Genomic DNA, 20,687 nt, shown 5'->3' with positions numbered 1-20,687 from the left:
CTGGATTTGGAGCTACACGCGCGACGATCCGACCGGCAGTGTCTGGCGAGCGCCGACTCAGGACAATCGAAAGGAATCTTTCATGAAAAGCCATTCTTGCAGCATTTCATTCAGGGCCGCACAGGCAACAGCTGCAGCGTTGCTGGCGGCTTCATGCGTGACCACGGCGCTGGCCGAATCAAAGGAATCGAAGGCGCCGGCGGCGCGCGCGCCATCCCAGGCCGCGGCACGCTCTTCATCGCCCGCCACGCCGCCACCAAAGGCAAAGTCGCCTGCAACCCCGTCCAAGGCGAAGCAGCCCGCCACGCCACGATATACGTCGCCACACTGGCAACTCGACAGTAAATATCAACATGACCGCTACTATCCGCGGCGCGGGTATGTGGTGGGGACCTTGCCGCCAGGCCATGTTGGCATCACGCATGGCGGCGTTCGCTATTTCCACCATGCCGGCGTCTGGTTCCGCGCGCGCGGCCCGCGCTACGTCGTGGTCGCACCGCCTTTAGGCATTGTGATTCCATTGCTGCCATTCGGCTATTCGACCGTGTGGCTGGGTCGCGAGCCCTACTATTATGCTGACGAGGTTTACTACATTCGGGTGCCCGGCGGTTTTCGGGTAGTGGCGCCGCCCCCCGCGGACAAAATTGTTGTTGAAGAACCGCAGCAACCATTGATCGCCGGCGTGTCGACACCTGTTACCGTGCCTGCATCACCACCTGTCGCACCACCCGCGTCGGCTGCGCCTCCGCCGCCTGCGCCTCAACCCGCGCCTTCGCCGAAAGTCGTGCCTACGCCAAGCTACCAGCAACCGTCCAATGCCGCGCCGATCGAATCATTGATCATTTACCCGAAGAGCAACCAGACGTCCACGCAGATCACCTTCGACCGCATCGAGTGCGATCGCTGGGCGATCGGACAGACGGGATACGAGCCATCCCAGCCTGCGGTCAACCCGGGGAGACGTGCGGATTTCATGCGTGCCGCCGCTGCCTGTCTTGAGGGCCGCGGTTATAACGTGAAATAAGCGCGCCCAATCCAGACTATTCAATCCCGCATGAATATTTCCGAGCCATTTATCCGCCGGCCAGTGGCCACCACACTGCTGACACTCGGTGTCACGCTGGCGGGCGCGCTCGCGTTCAAGCTGCTGCCGGTGGCGCCGCTGCCGCAAGTGGATATTCCCACCATCTCGGTGTCGGCATCCCTTCCGGGTGCCAGCCCGGAGGTGATGGCCGCGACGGTGGCGACGCCGCTGGAGCGTGCGATGGGCCGCATCGCGGGTATCACGGAGATCACGTCGAATTCATCGCTGGGTAGCACCAACATCGTGATGCAGTTCGAATTGAACCGCAGCATCGATGGTGCGGCGCGCGATGTGCAGGCGGCGATTCAGGCGGCGCGTACCGAACTTCCGACCAGCCTGCCCAACAATCCGACCTATCGCAAAGTGAATCCCGCCGACGCCCCGGCGATGATTTTTGCGTTGACCTCGGATGCCTATTCACCGGGGCAGGTCTATGACATCGCCAACACCATTGTCGCGCAGAAGATCGCGCAGGTGAGTGGTGTAGGTCAGGTATCGGTCGGCGGTAGTTCGTCGCCCGCGGTGCGCGTGGAATTGAATCCGACCACGCTCAACAAATACGGAATCGGCTTCAACGAAGTGCGCGCCGCCATCCAGGCCAATAACGTCAACCGGCCCAAAGGCATTGTCGAGGACGGTGAGAAAAGCTGGCAGATATATGCCAACGACCAGGCAAAGAAAGCCGCCGACTATTTGCCCATCATTGTCGCCTACCGCAATAATGCGCCCGTGCGACTCGGTGATGTTGCCGAGGTCGTCGATTCGGTGCAGGACCTGCGCAACGCCGGTTTTGCCAATGGCAAGCCGTCGGTCGTCGTAGTCGTCACCGCGCAACCCAATGCAAACATCATCGAGACGGTCGATCGGGTGCTGGCGCTGGTGCCGACGCTGCAGGCATCGATCCCTGCCTCCATCGACATGAACCTGGTAATGGAGCGCACCACCACCATCCGCGCCAGTTTGCGCGAAGCCGAGCGCACCATGCTGATCGCGGTGGCGCTGGTGATCATGGTGGTGTTTCTGTTCCTTCGCAATTGGCGCGCGGCGCTGATTCCCGCCGTGGCGGTACCGGTGTCGTTGATCGGCACGTTTTCATTCATGTATCTGGTCGGCTACAGCCTCGATAACCTGTCGCTGATGGCGCTCACCATCGCTACCGGGTTCGTTGTCGACGATGCCATCGTGGTGTTGGAAAACGTCTCGCGGCATCTGGAAAAAGGTGTGCCACCATTCGAGGCAGCGTTAAGAGGCGCGCGCGAAGTGAGCTTCACGGTGGTGTCGATGAGCCTGTCGTTGATCGCGGTTTTCATCCCGATCCTGTTGATGGGCGGCATCATCGGCCGCTATTTCCGAGAGTTTGCGGTCACACTGTCGATCGCGATCCTGGTATCGCTGGTGGTATCGCTGACTACTACTCCGATGATGTGTGCGAGATTGCTGCGCAATCCGCCCGCGCCGAATGTTGCCCGGCCGCCGGGTAGATTCACGCGCTGGGGCACGAATCTGGTGACCGCGGCAGGCGCGCGAATTCATCTCGGCTACGAGAAGAGCCTGCGGTGGGCGCTGCGGTTTCCTTTCCTCGTATTCCTGACGCTGGTCGCTGCGGTCGGGCTCAATATTTATTTGTATGTTGCCTTGCCGAAAGGCTTCCTGCCGCAGCAGGATACTGGCCGCATATTTGGCAACATCCAGGCCGACCAGAGTATTTCGTTCCAGGCCATGCGCAGCAAAGTGGTTGAGTTTGTCGATATCGTCCTGACTGATCCCGACGTGGTTAATGTGGCGGCATTCACCGGCGGCGGGCAGCGTAACAGCGGGCGCATGTTCATGTCGCTGAAGCCGCTGAAAGAGCGCAGCGCATCGGCCGAACAAATCGCCGCGCGGCTGCGCCTGAAACTGGCCAAGGTTGCCGGGGCGAATCTGTTCCTCGTCCCGGCGCAGGATTTTCGTGCCGGCGGCCGGTCGTCGAACGCGTCCTATCAATTCACCTTGCAGGGCGACGACGTGAATGAATTGCGCAAATGGGCGCCGCTGCTGCAGAACGCACTGATGGATGCGACTGAGATGACCGACGTAAACACCGATCAGCAGGTGAAGGGCTTGCAAATGAGTCTGGTCATTGACCGCGCGACGGCGTCGCGCATGGGTGTGACCACGGCAAACATCGACAGCGCGCTCTACCTTGCTTTCGGCCAGGCGCAGGTCTCAACCATTTATTCCGCCAGCAACCAGTACCGGGTTGTGATGGAGGCCGCACCCCAGTACTGGCAAAGTCCCGAAGCGCTCAACGGCATTTACGTGCTGTCTTCCACGCGTGGGCAGGTGCCGCTATCGGCGTTCGCCCGCTACGAGCCGACCACGGCGGCGCTGTCGATCAATCATCAGGGACAATTCGCCGCTACCACGCTGTCGTTCAATCTGACCGATGGCGTGGCGCTATCGACCGCGATCCAGAAAATCCGCGACACGATGGCGCGCATCGGCGTACCGAACACGATTACCGGCACCAATCAGGGAACCGCGAAGATATTCCAGCAAGGCCTTGAGAATCAGCCGTGGCTGATCCTTGCGGCGCTGCTCACGGTTTACGTGGTACTGGGCATGCTTTACGAAAGTTACATTCATCCGCTTACCATCATTTCCACGTTGCCGTCAGCGGGCGTGGGCGCGCTGCTGGCGTTGTGGGCGACCGGCACTGAGCTGTCGATCATTGCACTCATCGGCATCATCCTGTTGATCGGTATCGTCAAGAAGAATGCCATTTTGATGATTGACTTCGCCATCGATGCAGAGCGCAAGCGCGGCCTGTCCGCGCGCGATGCGATCTTTGAAGCCTGCATGCTCAGGTTCCGGCCCATCATGATGACGACCATGGCTGCGTTGCTGGGCGCCGTGCCGCTGGCGATTGGTTTCGGCGATGGCGCGGAGCTGAGGAAACCGCTGGGCATTTCGATACTCGGCGGATTGATCCTGAGCCAGTTGCTGACGCTTTACACGACGCCGGTGGTGTACCTGTATCTTGATCGTTTCAGTTTCTGGTGCCAGCGCAAATTTCGACGCAAGGGCGCGGGGCAAACTGACGCGATTACTTTGGAGGCTTGATGAAGTTGAAGTGCAACAAGCGAAGCGTGATGACAATAATCGTTGCATCGGCAATCATGAGCGCCTGCGCCATCGGCCCCGATTACCAGCGTCCTGCGATGGACGTGCCGACCGCCTACAAGGAACAGGGCGACTGGAAACAGGCTGAGCCGAAAGACGAACTGATACGCGGCAAGTGGTGGCAGGTATTTGCCGACAACCAGCTGAACACATTGGCCGAACAGGTCGATGTTTCCAATCAGAACCTGAAAGCCGCCGAAGCCAGATACCGGCAGGCAACCGCTTTTGCACAGTCGGCCCGCACGGGATTCTTCCCGACGATTTCGGCTGGCGCCAGTTCCACGCGCAGCAGTGCCGCGTCCGCGCGGTCGGGTGGCAATAGCAGTACCGCGACCAATCACAGCCTGACCGCCAATGTCGCGTGGGAACTCGATGTTTGGGGCCGCATCCGCCGCCAGCTGGAATCGGGTAATGCATCGGCGGAGGCGAGCGCGGCGGATTTGGAAGCGGTGCGCCTCTCGCTGCAATCCGAGCTGGCGATCAGCTATTTCCAGTTGCGCGTGAGTGATCAGCAAAAACAGTTGTTTGACGATACCGTCGCCGCCTACGAAAGATCGCTGGAGCTGACGAAGAACCGCTACAACGTCGGCGTGGCGGCAAAGTCCGATGTGATCCAGGCCGAGGCGCAATTGAAAAGCACCATCGCGCAAGCCATCGATCTCGGTGTTCAGCGCGCGCAGCTTGAACATTCCATCGCCGTATTGATCGGCAAAGCGCCGGGCGGGTTCTCGTTACCGCGCGAGCAATTCACGCTGAAGATGCCGGTGATGCCGGCTGGCATGCCCTCAACCCTGCTTGAACGTCGTCCCGATATCGCCGGTGCGGAGCGGCGTGTCATGGCCGCCAACGCGCAGATCGGCGTGGCGAAATCGGCGTGGTTCCCCGCGTTATCGTTGTCCGCATCGGGTGGCTATGCCAGTCCGACACTCGCCGACTGGATCAGTGCGCCGAATCGCTTCTGGTCGCTGGGTCCGCAGCTTGCGCTGACCTTACTTGATTTCGGCAAGCGCTCGTCCGCGGTCGACCAGGCCGTCGCATCCTGGGATCAAGCCGTCGCCAACTATCGCGAGACGGTGCTGGAGGGATTCCAGGAAGTCGAGGACAACCTGTCGGCACTTCGTATCCTCGAACAGGAATCCATTGTGCAGGACGATGCCGTGCGCGCCGCCCGCGAATCGGTGGCCCTTACCCTCAACCAGTACAAGGCCGGGACCGTGAGCTACCTGAACGTTGTCACCGTGCAGGCGTCGCTATTGTCCAACGAGCGTACCGCGGTAAGCCTGCTGGGGCGGAGATTGGCCGCCGCAGTGGGGTTGATCCGGGCGCTGGGTGGCGGTTGGAGTGTGGCGGAGCTGACGCAGGGGAAATAGACGTAGATCGCCATTTGGCGGGCATTTCAAGACGAAAATGCTGCGAAAGCCGCGCCAGTGCTTGAGTTTGTTATCGCGCTGATCGGCGTTTCCACCACGACCAAAAATATTCGTGCAGCTTCTTCTTCGGACGCCGATGCTGCGCGCGCTTATGTGCGTAGCTCGCCGCAGCCATCCGCAGACCCGCTTTATCGATTGTGCGTAGCGATTCTGCGTCAGCAGCACTGAGACCGGCATCGCGGGCAGCACTCTCGGGATTCACCAGAAAGGCTTCGCGCGCGGCGCTGTCCGTATAGAGCTTCGCGAGATACGCTTCGATCGCAGCCGAACTCATGCGGCCTTCCGCATGGCCATGGATTGTTGCCGGCCACGCCGCAGGGCATCACGTGCGGCATCCAGTTGCGTGAGCAGGCAGGTAAAGTCCGGATACTCGCCGTCACGTTCGATAATGACATCGAGTTGCCGCGGCGCATGCTGGGCCAGCCGTGCGAGTAGCTCAAACACGGCATCCGGCACATCGTGGACGTGATCGTCAAGCAATCGCATTCGCGTCTTTCCACGCTCCCCGGCAACATTGTCCATTGCCGGTTCCGGGATCCATTTGCCACCGCTCAGATGCACCGCCCGCACTTGCTGCAGCGGAAATCGCAGCAACAATTCTGCCGGGTCCATTCCGAAATTCAGCGCATTGGCATAGAGGTTATGCAGGTCCAGCAACAACCCCGCGCGACTGCCGGCAATAATGGCCGACACCCACGTTGCTTCATCCATTGTGCTCGCGGGGGGATCGATCAGCGTGGCGATGTTCTCCATGTGCGGAGCGGAACCGACAATTTGTGTGGCGCGTTCGATGTTGGCAATGGCGGCTTGCACGTTTTGTTCGGTGCGAGGCGGTGCCGCCAAGTGGCCGATCTCGATGCCGCCACCGCGCACGAAGGCGAGGTGTTCCGACCATGATTCAGGTTGCAGGGCATCGACGAGGCGCGCCATGCTTTCCATTCGCCGTGTTTCCGTCGGTTCGCTGCCCGCGAGACCCATCGATACGCCATGCAGCGTGATGGGCGTTTGCGTGGCAAGCGTACGCAAAGCACGCAGTTCGCGCGGTGTGGCACGAAAATGATCATCGGCGATGATTTCCAGCAGATCAATGCGGTCGATATTAGTAAAGATTCCCGCCGCCAATTCGCCACGCCAGCCGATGCCGACGCGGTCTGCGCATTGGACGGCGTTTCCTGTTTTACCCACCGCAGCCTCCACCACCACAACCACCGCCGCAGCTGCTACCGCTGCTGCACGACGAAGAACTGCAGCCGCTGCCGTCGCTCGATTTGGCGGGGTAGAGTTTTTCCATGAACGGAAAATTTGCTGCGGGCAAGGCGGATAAACCGAACACCGCCGCCAGCAGCGCGGCTTCGTTGGTCTGACCGCCGGCGCGCATGGACTTTGCGCGGCCTTTCAGGCGGGCGAACAGTGAACGCAGGTCCGTGAGCATCGCGTCACCGAGCGCCGTGCGGCGCCGGAACCACACGACCATGGCGATGATGGTGAACAGGATTGTGAGCGCGATCAGGAAGCCGACGTTATGGCGGCCCTGTGAAAATGCGATGGTGACTTTGGTCCATGTGACCGTGATCAGCACGCCAAGCGCGACTGCGACGGGGACAAACCGCTTCGCATAGGTGCCGCCATCAGCGATCATGCGCTGGTTCTTGAGAACCCTGTCGTAACTTGCGCAGGCACTCTTCGCGGCGGAATCCTTGAAGATGTCGTGGCCTTCGCCCGGCGTCCGGTAGCGTTGCAGGATCGCTTTCTCGATCGGACGCTGTACGACGCCAACAGCATTGCCATCTTTGGTGGTCAACGTTTCGCCCACGGCTGTGAGCAAGCCGCGGTCGAGCAACGCAACGGTAGCCACGCGTAGCGCCTCGTTCGCGCCGGCGCGCAGATGAGCGATCAGGTACGGGTCGGTCATATTCTGCTGGGGCGCCGCATCGGCGGTTTCAAGGTGGCGAAACCACATGCGCAGGCCCCAGAAGACCACAACGCCCAACACGATATAAAAGCCGAGGAAACTGAAACCGGTGAGTTGAAAGGGATTCATGAATGGTCCCCTTTCATTTATTGAAGCTGCTCGATGCGCTCGCGAAGGCGTTGCGTCATCTCGATCAGATTCATCAGCGCCGGTGCCGCTTTGCCGGGACTCAACTGCCGCGCCTCGCGCGCGGCGGAGACATCCTGCAAGACGGCAGTCAGGTTGGCATCGTTCATTTCCAGGACGACTTTTTCAAGTGCTTCCTTGGGCGCGAGGGCAGGCTGCCCCTCCAGTTGCAGCAATGAGGCGGCACTTGACCGCAGCGGCCCGGCCGCATCGGCGATCACCAAGGCAAGTTGTTCTTCGCGCAGGCTCACCAGCACATACCGTTCGCGCAGGCGCAATTGCAGATTGAGGAGAATCTGCCTGAGACGCCGGATCAGTGCGTCGCGCGGCAAATTCAGGTTTGCAAACGGGTCGCGGCCAAACAGGATGCGGTGCCGCGCCACAATATCCGCAAACTTGACGGCAAACGCTTCCATCGCCGCCGGCACTTCGGACTCCAGCAGGAACATGGCATTCAGTTGCACGGCGGCGTGCGCAATTCGTAGCGGCTCACGCAGGCGGTCAGCGTGCGTTTGATCAAACTGTTTCAGCACCAGCAGAATATTGACGTCCGAGGTGGCACGTAATCGTCCCTCGGCCGCCGAGCCGTAGATAACGACAGAGACGAGATCGGATTCGAATGCTGCTTTGGCGGATTCGACAAATGCGTTGATGCTCAGCTGAACTTCGGCCGGCAAATCGTTCGCGTTGGACATGCAACCTCCTCAGTGAATTCAACGCGTCATCATACGCAAGCCGTGGGAATCCGGCACGCCACCCGTCGCGTCATATCGCCATTAGTCGCGTCATTGAGGCTGCCGAGGCTGCTGCGCGCGCAATTGGGCAAGCTCGGCTTCCAATTGATTGATTTGTTCAATCAGGGTGAGCGCGAGTGCAACGGCATGCATGTCGAGTTCAAGGTCAGTGCGCAGGCGGCACGCCCGGCGCATTGTCACCACGCAGTTCGCGCTGAATGTCCACTGCGCATCCCCGGGATTGGCGGGCGCCAGGGCGCCGTAGTCCACCAGGTCACGGACATCGGTCTCGCTCAATCCGGATAGCCCTGCCAATTCAGTGATGGAGACCGTTTCAACCTGATCGAGCCACAACACGTCGCGAATGTCAGATTGCATGTTGGCTCTCCTTCGGAAAATGTTTGCGCGGATGGAATGTCGAGCCCTCCGCCAGTTCCTTGAACAAGGCGCGCTCGCGCTCGCTCAGTTCGTGCGGCACGACGATCTGCACAATGGCGAACAGGTCGCCGTCACCGCCGCCGGGCTTGGGCAGGCCGCGCTTGGCCAGCCGCAAGCGCTGTCCGGTGTTGGTTCCGGGTGCGACTTTCAGGTGAACCGCGCCGGCCAGCGTCGGTACCTCGACCGTCGCGCCGAGTGCCGCCTCCCATGGGGCCAGCGGCAGATCGATATACAGATCGTGGCCATCGACGCGATACAGGGCATGCGGATGCAGCTTGATATTGAGATACAGATCGCCGTCGTGGCCGCCGTTGTGTCCTTTGCCGCCCTGGCCGCGCAATCGAAGCCGCTGGCCATCGGTGGCGCCCTTTGGTATTCGCGCCTGGAAAGTCCGTTCGGCGCGCCGCATGCGGCCATGTTCGTCGTATTCCGGCACGCTCAGGTTGAGCGCCACTTGTGTACCGCGATAGGCATCTTCCAGGTTGATTTGCGCGGTGACCTCGAAGTCCTCACCCGGAATCGGCATGCGGGCGTGAGCAGTGCGTCCCTTTCCGGCACGGCCGCCACCGAAATGCGCGAACAGATCGGAGAGGTCAACATCGTCGAACGACGTCTGCCCGTCGGTGAACTTCCCGCCGAAATCGCGCCCCCAATCCGGCGAAGGCTGGAAATCCTGTCCAGGCTGATGACTCCCCAGGCGATCATAGGCGGCGCGTTTCTCCGGGTCCTTGAGGGTTTGATAGGCCTCGGAAACATCCTTGAATTTCTCTTCGCCCTTGGGATCTTTCGATACGTCCGGGTGATATTTGCGCGCGAGCTTGCGATACGCTTTCTTGATGTCGTCTTCGCCGGCGCTGCGTTCTATACCCAGAATGTTGTAGTAGTCCTTGAATTTCACCATTCACTCCCGCTGTCATTTGATGAGTTGGATTTGACCCGGCAAGCTCCGCACCTTGAGTCTCGCCTGCGATACGGGCGCTTTAATGAATAGATCAAACTCCAGCATTGGCGAGCCTTTCCAGGTATTTACAGTCTGTGAGCCGCGCCAGTGCTTGGCTTTTCCGTTCACGCAGGCCGAGTATTCGGCCAACGCGTAAACGCAATGAAAGTCTCGCTGCTTTCGACGAGGTCCGCTTTGACAAATCGCACATAAGCCCCCGGCGGTCCGTTGTGGCACCACGCGATCAGCCGCTCGACATCAGGTTCCGCGCCTTGCACGATCGCTTCCACGCTGTCGTCGTCGCGATTGCGCACCCAGCCGTTGACCTCCAGCGCCTGCGCGACCGCGCGCATCGATTCGCGAAAGCCTACACCCTGTACGCGACCGGTGATTTCAAGATGCACGGTGATGACGGAATCGCTCATTCGTCGTGATGGATCTTCTTGGTGCGAGTCGATTTGACCGTCGCGCGGGTTTTCTTGGCTTCGATGCGGCGTTCCTTTGAGGCGCGCGTTGGTTTGGTCGCCAGGCGCTTTTTCGGCACATGGTTCAGCTTTTTCAATCGCTCAATCAGCCGTTCATACGCGATTTCCTTGTTGCGAAACTGCGAAGGCGAATCTTGCGCAATTACGACCACGCCTGACGGCAGATGCGTCAGGCGAATGGCGGAATTGGTCTTGTTGACGTGCTGGCCGCCGGGGCCGGATGCTCGATAGGTATCAATTTCCACCTCGCGCTCAAGGATTTCGCGTTCGATGGAATAAGGGGGAAGGGTGAGGGGAATGAGGCGCGCCATACGACAATTGTAAGGCGTCTTTCCGCAAACAAGCCGGACGACCTTTCATCGCAGTATGCCGCGGCAGGCGGGGTCGGCCGGTGCAAACAGGCAATAGAGCACCAAATCAAGTGGTGGATCGGTGGCACGACCGGTACCCTTGGTCACAGCGGGCGTTGCGCAGCCGGCGAGAGAGAGCGCGAAGGTCAGCGCGATAAAGTACAAATATCCTGGAGAAATGCACAGCCTGTGCAATTGCATTTGCCTCACCAGATTGACGAGGGGCTTGGTGTTACACCGGCTATTTGATGCGCATCCCCGGCACCGCCCCCGCGTCCGGCGCCAGCAGGTATATGCCGGTGCCATCGCCCGCCGCCAGCACCATGCCCTGCGATTCACCAAAGCGCATCTTGCGTGGCGCAAGGTTGGCGACCATGACGGTCAGCCGGCCGATCAGGTCTTTCGGGTTATACGCTGATCGGATACCGGCAAACACGGTACGTGTTTCGATGCCGAGATCGAGCGTGAGTTTCACGAGTTTGTCCGCTTCCACCACCAGTTCCGCGTCGAGTATTTTGCAGACACGCAAATCGAGGCGGCCGAAATCGTCGATGGAAATGGTTTCCGCAATCGGCAGCACAACGATGGGTTTCGGCGGCTCCGGTGGAATCAGTGCAAATTCGGTCGACGCGGGCGCTTCGGTGCTTGTTGCTTTCGAGTCGGCCTTGGTGTCGGCTTTGGCGGAATGCGTTTTTTTGTTCGCGTCTCCCGCATCCTTGGCGGGTTCCAGCAAGGCATCCATATGCTTGGAATCGATACGGCCCATCAGGTGCTTGTAGGCCTTGATCTCGTGGCCTTCTTTCAACGGTTTGGCTGTCGTTTTCCAGTCGAAGGCGTCGAAACTGAACATCTCGCCTGCCGTCGCGGCGAGTTGCGGTAACACCGGTGCCAGATACACGGTCAGGTCGCGGAACATCGCCACCGCGGTCGAGCATACCGTCAGCAGTTCGGCTTCCTTGCCCTCCTGCTTGGCGAGGTCCCAGGGTTTACTGGCGTCCACAAATTGATTCGCGAGATCCGCCAGCGCCATGATTTTGCGGATCGCCTTGCCGTATTCGCGTCCATCGTAGTAGCCGCTGATTTCGTCGGCCGCACCCGCGAATTCGCCGGCAATGTCCTTGGGCAACTGCGGCTTGCCCAGTTTGCCGTCGAATTTCTTGGTGATAAATCCCGCCGTGCGGCTGGCGATATTCACGTACTTGCCGATCAGATCGCTGTTCACCCGCGCGACAAAATCGTCCGGGTTGAAATCGAGGTCCTCGACTTTGTCGGTGAGTTTGGCGGCGATGTAATAACGCAGCCACTCCGGATTCATGCCGACCTGTATGTACTTCTGCGGCGACACACCCGTGCCGCGCGACTTGGACATCTTCTCGCCGGTGAAGGTGATGAAGCCGTGCACAAACACGTTGTTTGGTACCTTGCGGCCGGAAAACTTGAGCATGGCCGGCCAGAACAGCGTGTGAAAGTAGACGATGTCCTTGCCGATGAAGTGATATTGCTCGACCTTATCGTCGGCGAGGAAATCGTCGAAGCTGCGCTTTTCGCCGTTGACCTTCGCTTTGCCAGTATCGAAATATGCTTTCAGGCTGGCGAGGTAGCCCACCGGTGCATCCAGCCAGACGTAGAAGTACTTGCCGGGCTCATCAGGGATGTCAATACCGAAGTAGGGCGCATCGCGCGAGATATCCCAGTCATTGAGATTCTTGCCGCCATCGCCCAGCCATTCTGCGAGCTTGTTGACGACCTCGCTTTGCAGCGGCGTCTCCTTTGTCCATTCATGCAAAAACTGCACACATTTCTTGTCGGAAAGCTTGAAGAAAAAGTGCTCGGATTTTTTGAGTACCGGTTTGGCGCCGGTGAGCGTTGAATAGGGGTTCTTCAAATCGGTCGGCGCATACACGGCGCCACAAACTTCGCAGGAATCGCCGTACTGGTCCTTCGCTCCGCATTTTGGGCATTCGCCCTTGATGTAGCGGTCCGGCAGAAACATTGCCTTCACCGGGTCGAAGAACTGTTCGACTTCCTTGCTGGTGATGAGCTTGGCCGCCTTGAGCTTCCTGTAAATATCCTGTGAAAGTTCGACGTTTTCCGGCGAATGCGTCGAGTGCCAGTGGTCGTAGCTCATCAGGAAGGCACGCCAGTCGGCATTGTGCTCGACGGCGATGCGCTCAATCAGGGCTTCCGGCGTGATGCCTTCCTGTTCGGCGCGCAACATGATCGGGGCGCCATGGGTATCCCCGGCGCACACAAAGTGCACTTCGTGACCTTGCATGCGCTGATAACGCACCCAGATATCGCCATACAGCTGATCGACGATATGGCCAATGTGCAGCGAGCCATTGGCATACGGAAGCGCGGTTGTTACGAATAATTTTCGGGGCATCTGGAACTTCTGCGAAGCATGGATTGCAAAAACCGATTGATTTGAATAATTTTTCTTGAAACCGATTGTACCAAGGCACCCGCATTTTTGATATGGCATTGACACGACAGTGCGGTGTATTCCGATAAAATACGGCACTTACCTCACATTCAAAGTCCGCCACATGTCCATCACTGTAGAAACTATCCAGAACGCGCTGCGCGAATTGATCGACCCGGTGACGGGCGAGAATTTTGTCGATGGCAAATCCGCACGGAACATCAAGCTCGACGGTGCGAATGTGGCGCTCGAGATTGTGCTGGGCTATCCCGGCAAGAGCGTATTTGAACCGATCCGTCGACAGGTGATCGATCGGCTGAAAAAAATTGACGGCATGGGAAATGTGTCAGCCAACGTCTTCTCGAAAATTGTTTCGCACAGTGCGCAGCGCGGCGTGAAACTGGTCCCGGGCATCAAGAACATCATTGCCGTGGCATCCGGAAAAGGCGGTGTTGGCAAGAGCACCACTGCCGTGAATCTGGCCCTGGCGTTGGCGGCTGAGGGCGCGTCTGTCGGTATGCTGGATGCAGACATTTATGGTCCTTCGCAACCGACGATGCTGGGCATCACCGGGCGGCCCGCATCGAAAGACGGCAAAACCATGGAGCCGATGGAAGGTCACGGCATCCAGGCCATGAGTGTTGGGTTTTTGATTGATCCGGAAACGCCGATGGTGTGGCGCGGCCCGATGGTGACGCAGGCATTGGAGCAATTGCTGAACGAAACCAACTGGCATGAACTGGACTACCTTGTCATCGATTTGCCGCCGGGCACCGGCGATATTCAACTGACGCTGGCGCAAAAGGTGCCCGTCACGGGGGCGGTGATTGTTACCACGCCGCAGGACATTGCATTGCTTGATGCACGCAAGGGTCTCAAGATGTTTGAAAAGGTCGGCGTACCGATCATCGGTGTGGTGGAAAACATGGCGATGCACGTCTGCACCAAATGCGGTCACATGGAGCACATCTTTGGCACAGGTGGCGGCGAGAAGATGGCGAAAGACTACGGCATTGAGCTATTGGGTTCGTTGCCGCTTGACATAAAGATTCGTGAAATGACCGATGGCGGCAAACCCACCGTCGTGTCCGAGCCGGATGGGCCGATCGCCGGCATTTACAAGGAAATTGCCCGCAAATGCGCGGCCAAAATCGCCAAGCAATCGCAAGATCGCTCCAGTGTATTTCCGAAGATTGTCATTCAGAACACCTGATGTCTGCAGTGGATCCGTTGCAGGAGGCCATTCAGCGCGCGGTCGAATTGCGGCGCGATTCCCAACACACCGAAGCATTGGCGATTTTGCTCGACCTTTACAACCAGCAGCCGGATGACGCCAAGGTAAATTACGAGCTTGGTTGCACATATGACCATCAGGGCGTTGAAGACGAGGCCATTGCGTTCTACGAGCACGCGATCCAGTGCGGAATCGAAGGCGAGGATTTGCGTGGGGCGCTGATTGGCTTGGGCAGCTCATACCGTTGTTGCGAGCGATTTGGCGATGCGGCGCGGGTGTTGCAAAAAGGTGCCGCCGCCTATCCTGATGCGAAGGAGTTTGATGTGTTTCTCGCCCTCACCCGTTACAACATGGGTGAACATGCCGAAGCGATGCGGTTGTTGCTCAATCACATTGCGGACAATTCAGCGGATGCCGAGACGCAGAAATATCGCCGGTCGATTTCCTGGTACGCGGAGCATCTCGATCCGCCGTACGACAAATAGGGAAAAATGAAATGACGGCTTACTGTGTCGGCCGGATTCGGGTGAAGGATGAGAGTGCCTGGGAGTGGTATCGTCAGCGTGTCGGTGCCACCATCGCTCAATATGGTGGTGAAGTGATGTTTCGTGGCGGGTTGCGCCAGGCATTCAGCGGCACGGAGGATCACGACACTGTGGTTGCCCTGCGATTCGAAAATCTGGACGCGGCGAAACGATGGCACGATTCGCCGGAGTATCAAGCGCTGATTCCGATGCGGGAACAGGGTGCCGAGGTGACATTGACGTTGTATCAGGGATAGCGAAAGGAAGACCAGCGTGAGCATCAAAGCCGACAAATGGATACGCCGCATGGCGCAGGAACACGGCATGATCGAGCCGTTCGAGCCGGGACAGGTGCGTGAAGTCAATGGGCAGCGTATCGTCAGTTACGGCACGTCCAGCTATGGCTACGATATTCGCTGCTCAAATGAATTCAAGCTGTTCACCAATCTGAATTCCACCATTGTTGACCCGAAGAACTTTGATCCGAGTTCGTTTGTGGACATCAAGGCGGATTTTTGCATCATCCCGCCAAATTCATTCGCCTTGGCGCGCACCGTTGAATACTTCCGAATCCCGCGCAATGTGTTGACGGTGTGTCTGGGAAAATCGACCTACGCGCGCTGTGGAATCATTGTCAATGTCACGCCGTTCGAACCGGAATGGGAAGGGCATGTGACACTGGAGTTTTCGAATACCACGCCTCTACCCGCGAAAATCTACGCCAATGAAGGCATCGCACAGGTGCTGTTTTTTGAAAGCGATGAAATTTGCGAGACCTCGTACAAGGATCGCGGCGGCAAGTATCAGGGGCAGCAGGGCGTGACGTTACCGAAGATGTAAAGCCGTTCGCCCTGAGCTTTTCGAAGGGTTTCCAAAATCCAAATGTTTGTGGTTCGACAGGCTCACCACGAACGGAACTGGTAATCTGCAATGACTGTTCGCTCCCGCTTCGCCCCCAGCCCCACCGGCTACCTGCACATCGGTGGCGCCCGCACCGCGCTCTACGCGTGGGCGTTTGCCCGCCGCCACGGCGGCACCTTCATCCTGCGAATCGAAGACACCGATGTCGAGCGTTCAACACCGCAAGCGGTGCAGGCGATCATCGATGGCATGGCCTGGCTTGGCCTCGACCATGACGAAGGGCCCTTCTACCAGATGCAGCGCATGCCGCGATACAGAGAAGTAATCGCGGAAATGCTGGTGGCCGGGACGGCCTACCTCTGCTACACGACGGCCGAAGAACTGGATGCGATGCGTGAAGCACAGCGTGTTCGCGGCGAAAAACCGCGCTACGACGGACGCTGGCGTCCGGAGCCGGGAAAGACGCTGCCGTTGATGCCGGCGGACGTGAAACCCGTTGTGCGGTTCCGCAACCCGATTGGCGGGAGTGTTTCCTGGGTCGACGCGGTGAAAGGCAAAATTGAAATTGCGAATGCGGAACTCGATGATCTGATCATCGCGCGTGGCGACGGAACACCGACCTACAATTTCTGCGTGTGCGTCGATGACTGGGACATGAAAATCACCCACGTCATTCGTGGTGATGATCACGTCAACAATACGCCGCGGCAGATCAATATTCTTGAGGCATTGGGCGCCTCCGTGCCGGTGTACGCGCATCTTTCCATGATTCTGGGGGACGACGGCCAAAAACTGTCGAAGCGGCATGGTGCGGTGTCAGTCATGGATTATCCCGCCAAAGGCTATCTGCGCGAGGCCGTGGTGAATTACCTTGCGCGACTCGGTTGGTCCCATGGCGACGATGAAGTGTTTTCCATGGAGCAGTTCTGCGAGTGGTTCGATCTTGATCACATCACGCCATCCGCCGCCCAGTTCAATACCGAAAAACTCAACTGGCTGAATCACGAGTACATCAAGAAGGCCGATCCTGTGGCATTGGCCACGCTATTGAAGCCATTCCTGGAGCAGTCGGGAATTGATGCGGCAACCGGTCCGGATGTGGCACGGGTGACGGAGTTGTTGCGTGATCGCTCGCCAACGCTGGTTGACATGGCAGAGGCCGCACGCTATTTCTTCGTGCGTCCCAACGTCGATTCCGCTTTACTTGCGGCGCACCTGACAGATGCGGCCAAGCCGGCGTTAGGGGATCTGCGTGAGGCGCTGAAATCCGTTGCCTGGTCAAAAGCTGACCTCGGCGCCACGATCAAAGCCTGTGTTGCCAGACACGCGTTGAAAATGCCCCAGCTCATGATGCCGCTGCGGGTACTGTTGACAGGGCAGACGCAATCGCCTTCTATCGATGCCGTCATGGACGTTCTTGGGCGCGAAGAAACTCTGGAGCGTCTGGACAAGGCACGTTCAGACTGATTTTCGAGTTATCTTGCCTTTGCAAAAAGGCCTATCACCAGCTATAATGCGCCTCTCCCTGTGGGGGGTATAGCTCAGCTGGGAGAGCGCTTGCATGGCATGCAAGAGGTCATCGGTTCGATCCCGTTTACCTCCACCACAGAACAGGTAGTACGCAACGCAGGGGCGGTTGTTTCACAAGCCGCTTTTTTGTTGTAATCGTTTTAGCAACACGAAGCACCGCAGTAAGACGTGTGAGTCCCCATCGTCTAGAGGCCTAGGACATTGCCCTTTCACGGCAGTAACACCGGTTCGAATCCGGTTGGGGACGCCAAATAAATCAACGGCTTGGAGAAATCCAAGCCGTTTTTTTATACCCGTGTCGCAGCCGTGTCGCAGAGATGTTTATGGAATGCAGACGGATTCAGGTATTCACGGATAAATGTCTTGCTCTACGGCTGACGGACGAAATTCAGGCCGCGCATCAGGCACCAGCCAGAAAGCTCCCTGCAAGCGGACCGGAAAGGAGGTGCCGTGGCCTATCGCGAGGCACCGACTGATGAAGACGCGAAGCGGGCCCGAAAGCCTATGAGGACGACATGGTGTCCTCGCAAGACGTTTGGCGCAAGGTCAAGCCTTTTGCTAATGCGGATGAGCCGATTGTTCGCTTCCTCACAACCGCTGAGGCCACACGATTGATCAACGCGAGTGATCCCGCCTTGCGCCGGCTGGTTCAGCGCCCTCGCGACTAGAGGCGCCCGTATGCCGAGATCACGGGATTAAAACCGGCGAAAGTACTCGCCGGACAATGCCAGTGTCTACATTCGCCCGAGCAAGACCGCCAAGGGGCGGCACGTCCCCCTCTCGCCGGAAGGTATTGCCCTTGTTGATGAAGTGGCACTTGGGAGGAAGACGACCGACCGTCTGTTCGTGCGAGCCGATGGATCGGCCTGGGGAAAGAACAATCATAGCCGCTTCGAAAAAAAATTACGAAGCGCAATATTTGAGACCTTTGGCGACGCTTGTAGTGTGATGCGATATTCCTTCATAAATTACCCGTTCGGGATATTTTTGAAGGAAACGAGCTGTCATGGTCGATTATTTCCCGATCAGTAAATTTATGTTGCATTTTGCCTATCTGATAGCGATAATTTCCCGAACAGGAAATTTCCATGACCATCTCCATTGATACCCCCCTCTCACTCGGCCAAGCCGCGCGTGCAGCGCGCAAGCAGCTTGGCCTCACCCAGCCGCAACTCGCACTCGCGGCCGGCGTCGGCGTGCGCTTCATTGTCGACATGGAAGCCGGCAAGCCTACCCTTCGCCTGGAAAACGTTCTCCGTGTGCTGCACGCGCTCGGTGCCAAGTTGACCGTGGACGGCCTGCCATCCAACGAAAAGGCGACATAGTATGCCCAAGCAACTGGAGGTCTGGTTGTTCGGGGAACACATCGGCACGCTATCGCAGATCGAGGGACGATTGAGCTTTTCCTACACAACGGACTGGCTGGAAAAGAACACAACAAAAGCTGGCAGCGGCGGCGACACAATCCCGCTATCGCAATCACTGCCGCTCAGAGCCGAGCCATTTGATGATCGCGCCGCCCGCCCTTACTTTGCAGGGCTATTGCCAGAGGGCGCCAAGCTCGGTCTGATCGCTCAGGCGCTGCACGTTTCCCGCAAGAACGATTTCGGCTTGCTCGATGGCATTGGTGGCGAATGTGCTGGCGCGGTGACTTTGCTGGAACCCGGCCAGACACCAGAAACGCCCGATTCGACTAATGCGGTGCGCTGGCTCGATGGCACGCAACTGCTGCGCCTCCTGGATGAAATGCCCAAGCGACCCATGCTCGCCGGTGAAGGCGGGATTCGCCTGTCGCTGGCGGGTGCGCAGGATAAATTACCGGTTGTTGCCGAAAGCAACCGGATCGGTGTTCCGTTACAAGGTACGCCAAGCTCTCACATTATCAAGCCCCCCATTGCCGGCGTGGAGGGCAGCGTCTTCAATGAAGGCTTCTGCATGCGCCTGGCCGCCGCGCTCAAACTGGATGTTGCCCGAGCCAGCATCCATGGGATTAGCGATCAACGCTTCCTGCTGGTTGAACGCTATGATCGGCGGCTAGCGAAGCAAGGCAACGCCGGACAAACACAATTGCAGCGACTGCATCAGGAAGATTTTTGTCAGGCGCTCGGCGTGGCCCCTGAAACAAAATACCAAAACGAAGGTGGTCCCGATCTCACGCAAGCCTTTGATCTGGTGCGCCGTGCAACTCGACCCAGCGCACCGAACACATTGAGGTTGCTCGACTTCGTGGTGTTCAACGCACTGATCGGCAACCACGATGCACACGCGAAGAATTTCTCGCTGCTCTACACCGCGAAAGGTGCCGTTCTCGCGCCAATGTACGACGCATTGTCCACAGCGGTGTATCCGGATCTGAGCGACAAGATGGCCATGAAGATTGGCAGCAAGTACAAGTTTGCCGATGTTCAGGCGAGGCACTGGGAACAGTTTGCTCTTGCTGCCGCCCTGTCACCCTCACAAGTCAAGAAGCGTATCGTGGAAATTGCCAAGCGCCTTCCAGAATTGGCTCGAACAACTCTTGCGACGATGAACGCAGAAGGCAACAGCCACAGCATTCTCGGGAAGATCGTGACGCTCATCGACCAGCGCTGCGCTCTCACGATTCACCGCCTCTCCGGCGCGGGTGCAACCAATACTGAAGATGTGTACACAGAAGAATAATGAACACTTGAATTCATCGGATCCATTTCCGACACGACGCCATCGGCCCACTCAAGCCAGCGTTCCAATTCCTCAGCGGATCCCTCACTCGCACCACGGCTAGCCGCTGACCTGATCGCCTCCAGATACTCTCGCACCAGTTTCGCATCTTGCCAGGCCTTCGCATCATTGACGAGACTTCGGCGGCGTGCCGCCTCGTCTGCCGCGAGCCTCAACATCTCCTGTTGCCGCGCCTCCTGCTCCTCCCTCGCCTTTCTCTCTGCCGCCCATTGTTTTTCGCGAGCGACTGCCTGGCGCGCGCGCTGCCTCGCCTGTGCCACCTTCCTAGACACGCGAATCAATACTTCGTTCAAGTGTTCTTCAAGCGGCTTGTTGGCACGATCTGAAACTTGGGTTTCGGAATAGTATTCACCGACGTGAAGGCGTAGTTCGCCCGTCGGCACTCTTTCCTCGTTCTTGCGATGTCGATACGGTTCTTCGTCTTTCTTCGATTCTGGCCGCGCCTTTCTTTCCAGTCGCTCTGATACGCGCACAGTCACTTCTGTACCTTCCAGTGCAAGATTTATCCTTGAGCCGCTCTTGTCCAACGTTGCCACCATGCCGCGATCCTCGGCCGCATTGATGACCGCCTGCAGCAATCGGAGGGCACGCTCTTATCCAAGCAAACTGACTCTCAGCGGGACTGCATGGTTCGATGTTGGGAGCAGTTGGCCGTCGTAAACGAAGTTCCC

21 protein-coding genes and 2 tRNA genes are annotated in these 20,687 nt (G+C 58.3%); 12 read left to right on the top strand and 11 right to left on the bottom strand.

The window, feature by feature from the left end:
* Positions 1-82: 82 nt before the first annotated feature.
* From IPP88_17630 to IPP88_17620, 3 genes are read left to right on the top strand one after another with little or no spacing between them, the layout of a single operon-like run.
* Positions 83-1,024, top strand: coding sequence for a hypothetical protein (locus IPP88_17630; GenBank protein MBL0124465.1), 942 nt, complete (start codon positions 83-85; stop codon positions 1,022-1,024).
* A gap of 30 nt (positions 1,025-1,054) precedes the next feature.
* The gene (locus IPP88_17625) at positions 1,055-4,186 is read left to right on the top strand and encodes a multidrug efflux RND transporter permease subunit (protein MBL0124464.1); all 3,132 of its coding nucleotides are present in this window, start codon (positions 1,055-1,057) and stop codon (positions 4,184-4,186) included.
* On the top strand, positions 4,186-5,616 hold the full coding sequence (locus IPP88_17620) for an efflux transporter outer membrane subunit (protein MBL0124463.1): 1,431 nt from the start codon (positions 4,186-4,188) through the stop codon (positions 5,614-5,616). Before IPP88_17625 ends, IPP88_17620 begins: the two co-directional genes overlap by 1 nt.
* Positions 5,617-5,686: 70 nt before the next feature.
* Here the strand turns inward: IPP88_17620 and IPP88_17615 are convergent, their stop codons facing one another.
* From IPP88_17615 to metG, 10 genes are all read right to left on the bottom strand, one after another.
* A complete protein-coding gene (locus tag IPP88_17615; protein ID MBL0124462.1) occupies positions 5,687-5,950 on the bottom strand; it encodes a hypothetical protein in 264 nt (87 codons plus the stop codon).
* The gene (locus IPP88_17610; protein MBL0124461.1) at positions 5,947-6,861 is read right to left on the bottom strand and encodes a DUF692 domain-containing protein; all 915 of its coding nucleotides are present in this window, start codon (positions 6,859-6,861) and stop codon (positions 5,947-5,949) included. The genes IPP88_17615 and IPP88_17610 overlap by 4 nt, the downstream gene beginning before the upstream one ends.
* Positions 6,854-7,717, bottom strand: coding sequence for a TIGR04222 domain-containing membrane protein (locus tag IPP88_17605; GenBank protein MBL0124460.1), 864 nt, complete (start codon positions 7,715-7,717; stop codon positions 6,854-6,856). Before IPP88_17605 ends, IPP88_17610 begins: the two co-directional genes overlap by 8 nt.
* A 17-nt stretch (positions 7,718-7,734) precedes the next feature.
* The gene (locus IPP88_17600; protein ID MBL0124459.1) at positions 7,735-8,469 is read right to left on the bottom strand and encodes a hypothetical protein; all 735 of its coding nucleotides are present in this window, start codon (positions 8,467-8,469) and stop codon (positions 7,735-7,737) included.
* 90 nt (positions 8,470-8,559) lie between these two features.
* The gene (locus IPP88_17595) at positions 8,560-8,886 is read right to left on the bottom strand and encodes a hypothetical protein (protein ID MBL0124458.1); all 327 of its coding nucleotides are present in this window, start codon (positions 8,884-8,886) and stop codon (positions 8,560-8,562) included.
* Positions 8,876-9,844, bottom strand: coding sequence for a DnaJ domain-containing protein (locus IPP88_17590; protein ID MBL0124457.1), 969 nt, complete (start codon positions 9,842-9,844; stop codon positions 8,876-8,878). The genes IPP88_17595 and IPP88_17590 overlap by 11 nt, the downstream gene beginning before the upstream one ends.
* Positions 9,845-10,011: 167 nt before the next feature.
* Positions 10,012-10,311 (bottom strand): acylphosphatase, encoded by a 300-nt coding sequence (locus IPP88_17585; GenBank protein MBL0124456.1) that lies wholly within the window; start codon positions 10,309-10,311, stop codon positions 10,012-10,014.
* A complete protein-coding gene (locus IPP88_17580) occupies positions 10,308-10,682 on the bottom strand; it encodes a peptide chain release factor-like protein (protein ID MBL0124455.1) in 375 nt (124 codons plus the stop codon). Before IPP88_17580 ends, IPP88_17585 begins: the two co-directional genes overlap by 4 nt.
* Before the next feature lie 45 nt (positions 10,683-10,727).
* The gene (locus tag IPP88_17575) at positions 10,728-10,922 is read right to left on the bottom strand and encodes a hypothetical protein (GenBank protein MBL0124454.1); all 195 of its coding nucleotides are present in this window, start codon (positions 10,920-10,922) and stop codon (positions 10,728-10,730) included.
* Between the two features lie 40 nt (positions 10,923-10,962).
* On the bottom strand, positions 10,963-13,206 hold the full coding sequence (gene metG, locus IPP88_17570; protein ID MBL0124453.1) for a methionine--tRNA ligase: 2,244 nt from the start codon (positions 13,204-13,206) through the stop codon (positions 10,963-10,965).
* 64 nt (positions 13,207-13,270) lie between these two features.
* Between metG and apbC the strand changes: the two genes are divergently transcribed.
* The 9 genes from apbC to IPP88_17525 all read left to right on the top strand — a co-directional run bounded on the left by apbC (position 13,271) and on the right by IPP88_17525 (position 19,956).
* Entirely contained in the window at positions 13,271-14,359 is a 1,089-nt protein-coding gene (gene apbC / locus IPP88_17565) for an iron-sulfur cluster carrier protein ApbC (GenBank protein MBL0124452.1), read from the top strand.
* Entirely contained in the window at positions 14,359-14,865 is a 507-nt protein-coding gene (locus IPP88_17560; GenBank protein MBL0124451.1) for a tetratricopeptide repeat protein, read from the top strand. Before apbC ends, IPP88_17560 begins: the two co-directional genes overlap by 1 nt.
* 11 nt (positions 14,866-14,876) lie before the next feature.
* Positions 14,877-15,161 carry a DUF1330 domain-containing protein gene (locus tag IPP88_17555; protein ID MBL0124450.1) on the top strand — a complete coding sequence of 95 codons (285 nt, stop codon included), beginning with the start codon at positions 14,877-14,879 and terminating at the stop codon, positions 15,159-15,161.
* 16 nt (positions 15,162-15,177) lie between these two features.
* The gene (locus IPP88_17550; protein ID MBL0124449.1) at positions 15,178-15,744 is read left to right on the top strand and encodes a dCTP deaminase; all 567 of its coding nucleotides are present in this window, start codon (positions 15,178-15,180) and stop codon (positions 15,742-15,744) included.
* Positions 15,745-15,834: 90 nt separating this feature from the next.
* Positions 15,835-17,232 carry a glutamate--tRNA ligase gene (gene gltX / locus IPP88_17545; protein MBL0124448.1) on the top strand — a complete coding sequence of 466 codons (1,398 nt, stop codon included), beginning with the start codon at positions 15,835-15,837 and terminating at the stop codon, positions 17,230-17,232.
* A gap of 63 nt (positions 17,233-17,295) precedes the next feature.
* Positions 17,296-17,371 (top strand) — tRNA-Ala (locus tag IPP88_17540).
* Between the two features lie 98 nt (positions 17,372-17,469).
* A tRNA-Glu gene (locus IPP88_17535) sits at positions 17,470-17,545 on the top strand.
* An 838-nt stretch (positions 17,546-18,383) separates the two neighbouring features.
* Positions 18,384-18,620, top strand: coding sequence for a helix-turn-helix transcriptional regulator (locus IPP88_17530; GenBank protein ID MBL0124447.1), 237 nt, complete (start codon positions 18,384-18,386; stop codon positions 18,618-18,620).
* A gap of 1 nt (position 18,621) precedes the next feature.
* Positions 18,622-19,956 carry a type II toxin-antitoxin system HipA family toxin gene (locus IPP88_17525; GenBank protein MBL0124446.1) on the top strand — a complete coding sequence of 445 codons (1,335 nt, stop codon included), beginning with the start codon at positions 18,622-18,624 and terminating at the stop codon, positions 19,954-19,956.
* Here IPP88_17525 and IPP88_17520 read toward each other — a convergent pair.
* A complete protein-coding gene (locus IPP88_17520; protein MBL0124445.1) occupies positions 19,899-20,543 on the bottom strand; it encodes a hypothetical protein in 645 nt (214 codons plus the stop codon). The genes IPP88_17525 and IPP88_17520 overlap by 58 nt on opposite strands.
* Positions 20,544-20,687: the final 144 nt, after the last annotated feature.

It is taken from the genome of Betaproteobacteria bacterium, from assembly GCA_016720925.1.
GTDB lineage: Bacteria > Pseudomonadota > Gammaproteobacteria > Burkholderiales > Usitatibacteraceae > UKL13-2.
The sequence above is the reverse complement of the archived record's forward strand: the minus strand, read 5'-3'. Positions and strand labels throughout refer to the sequence as shown.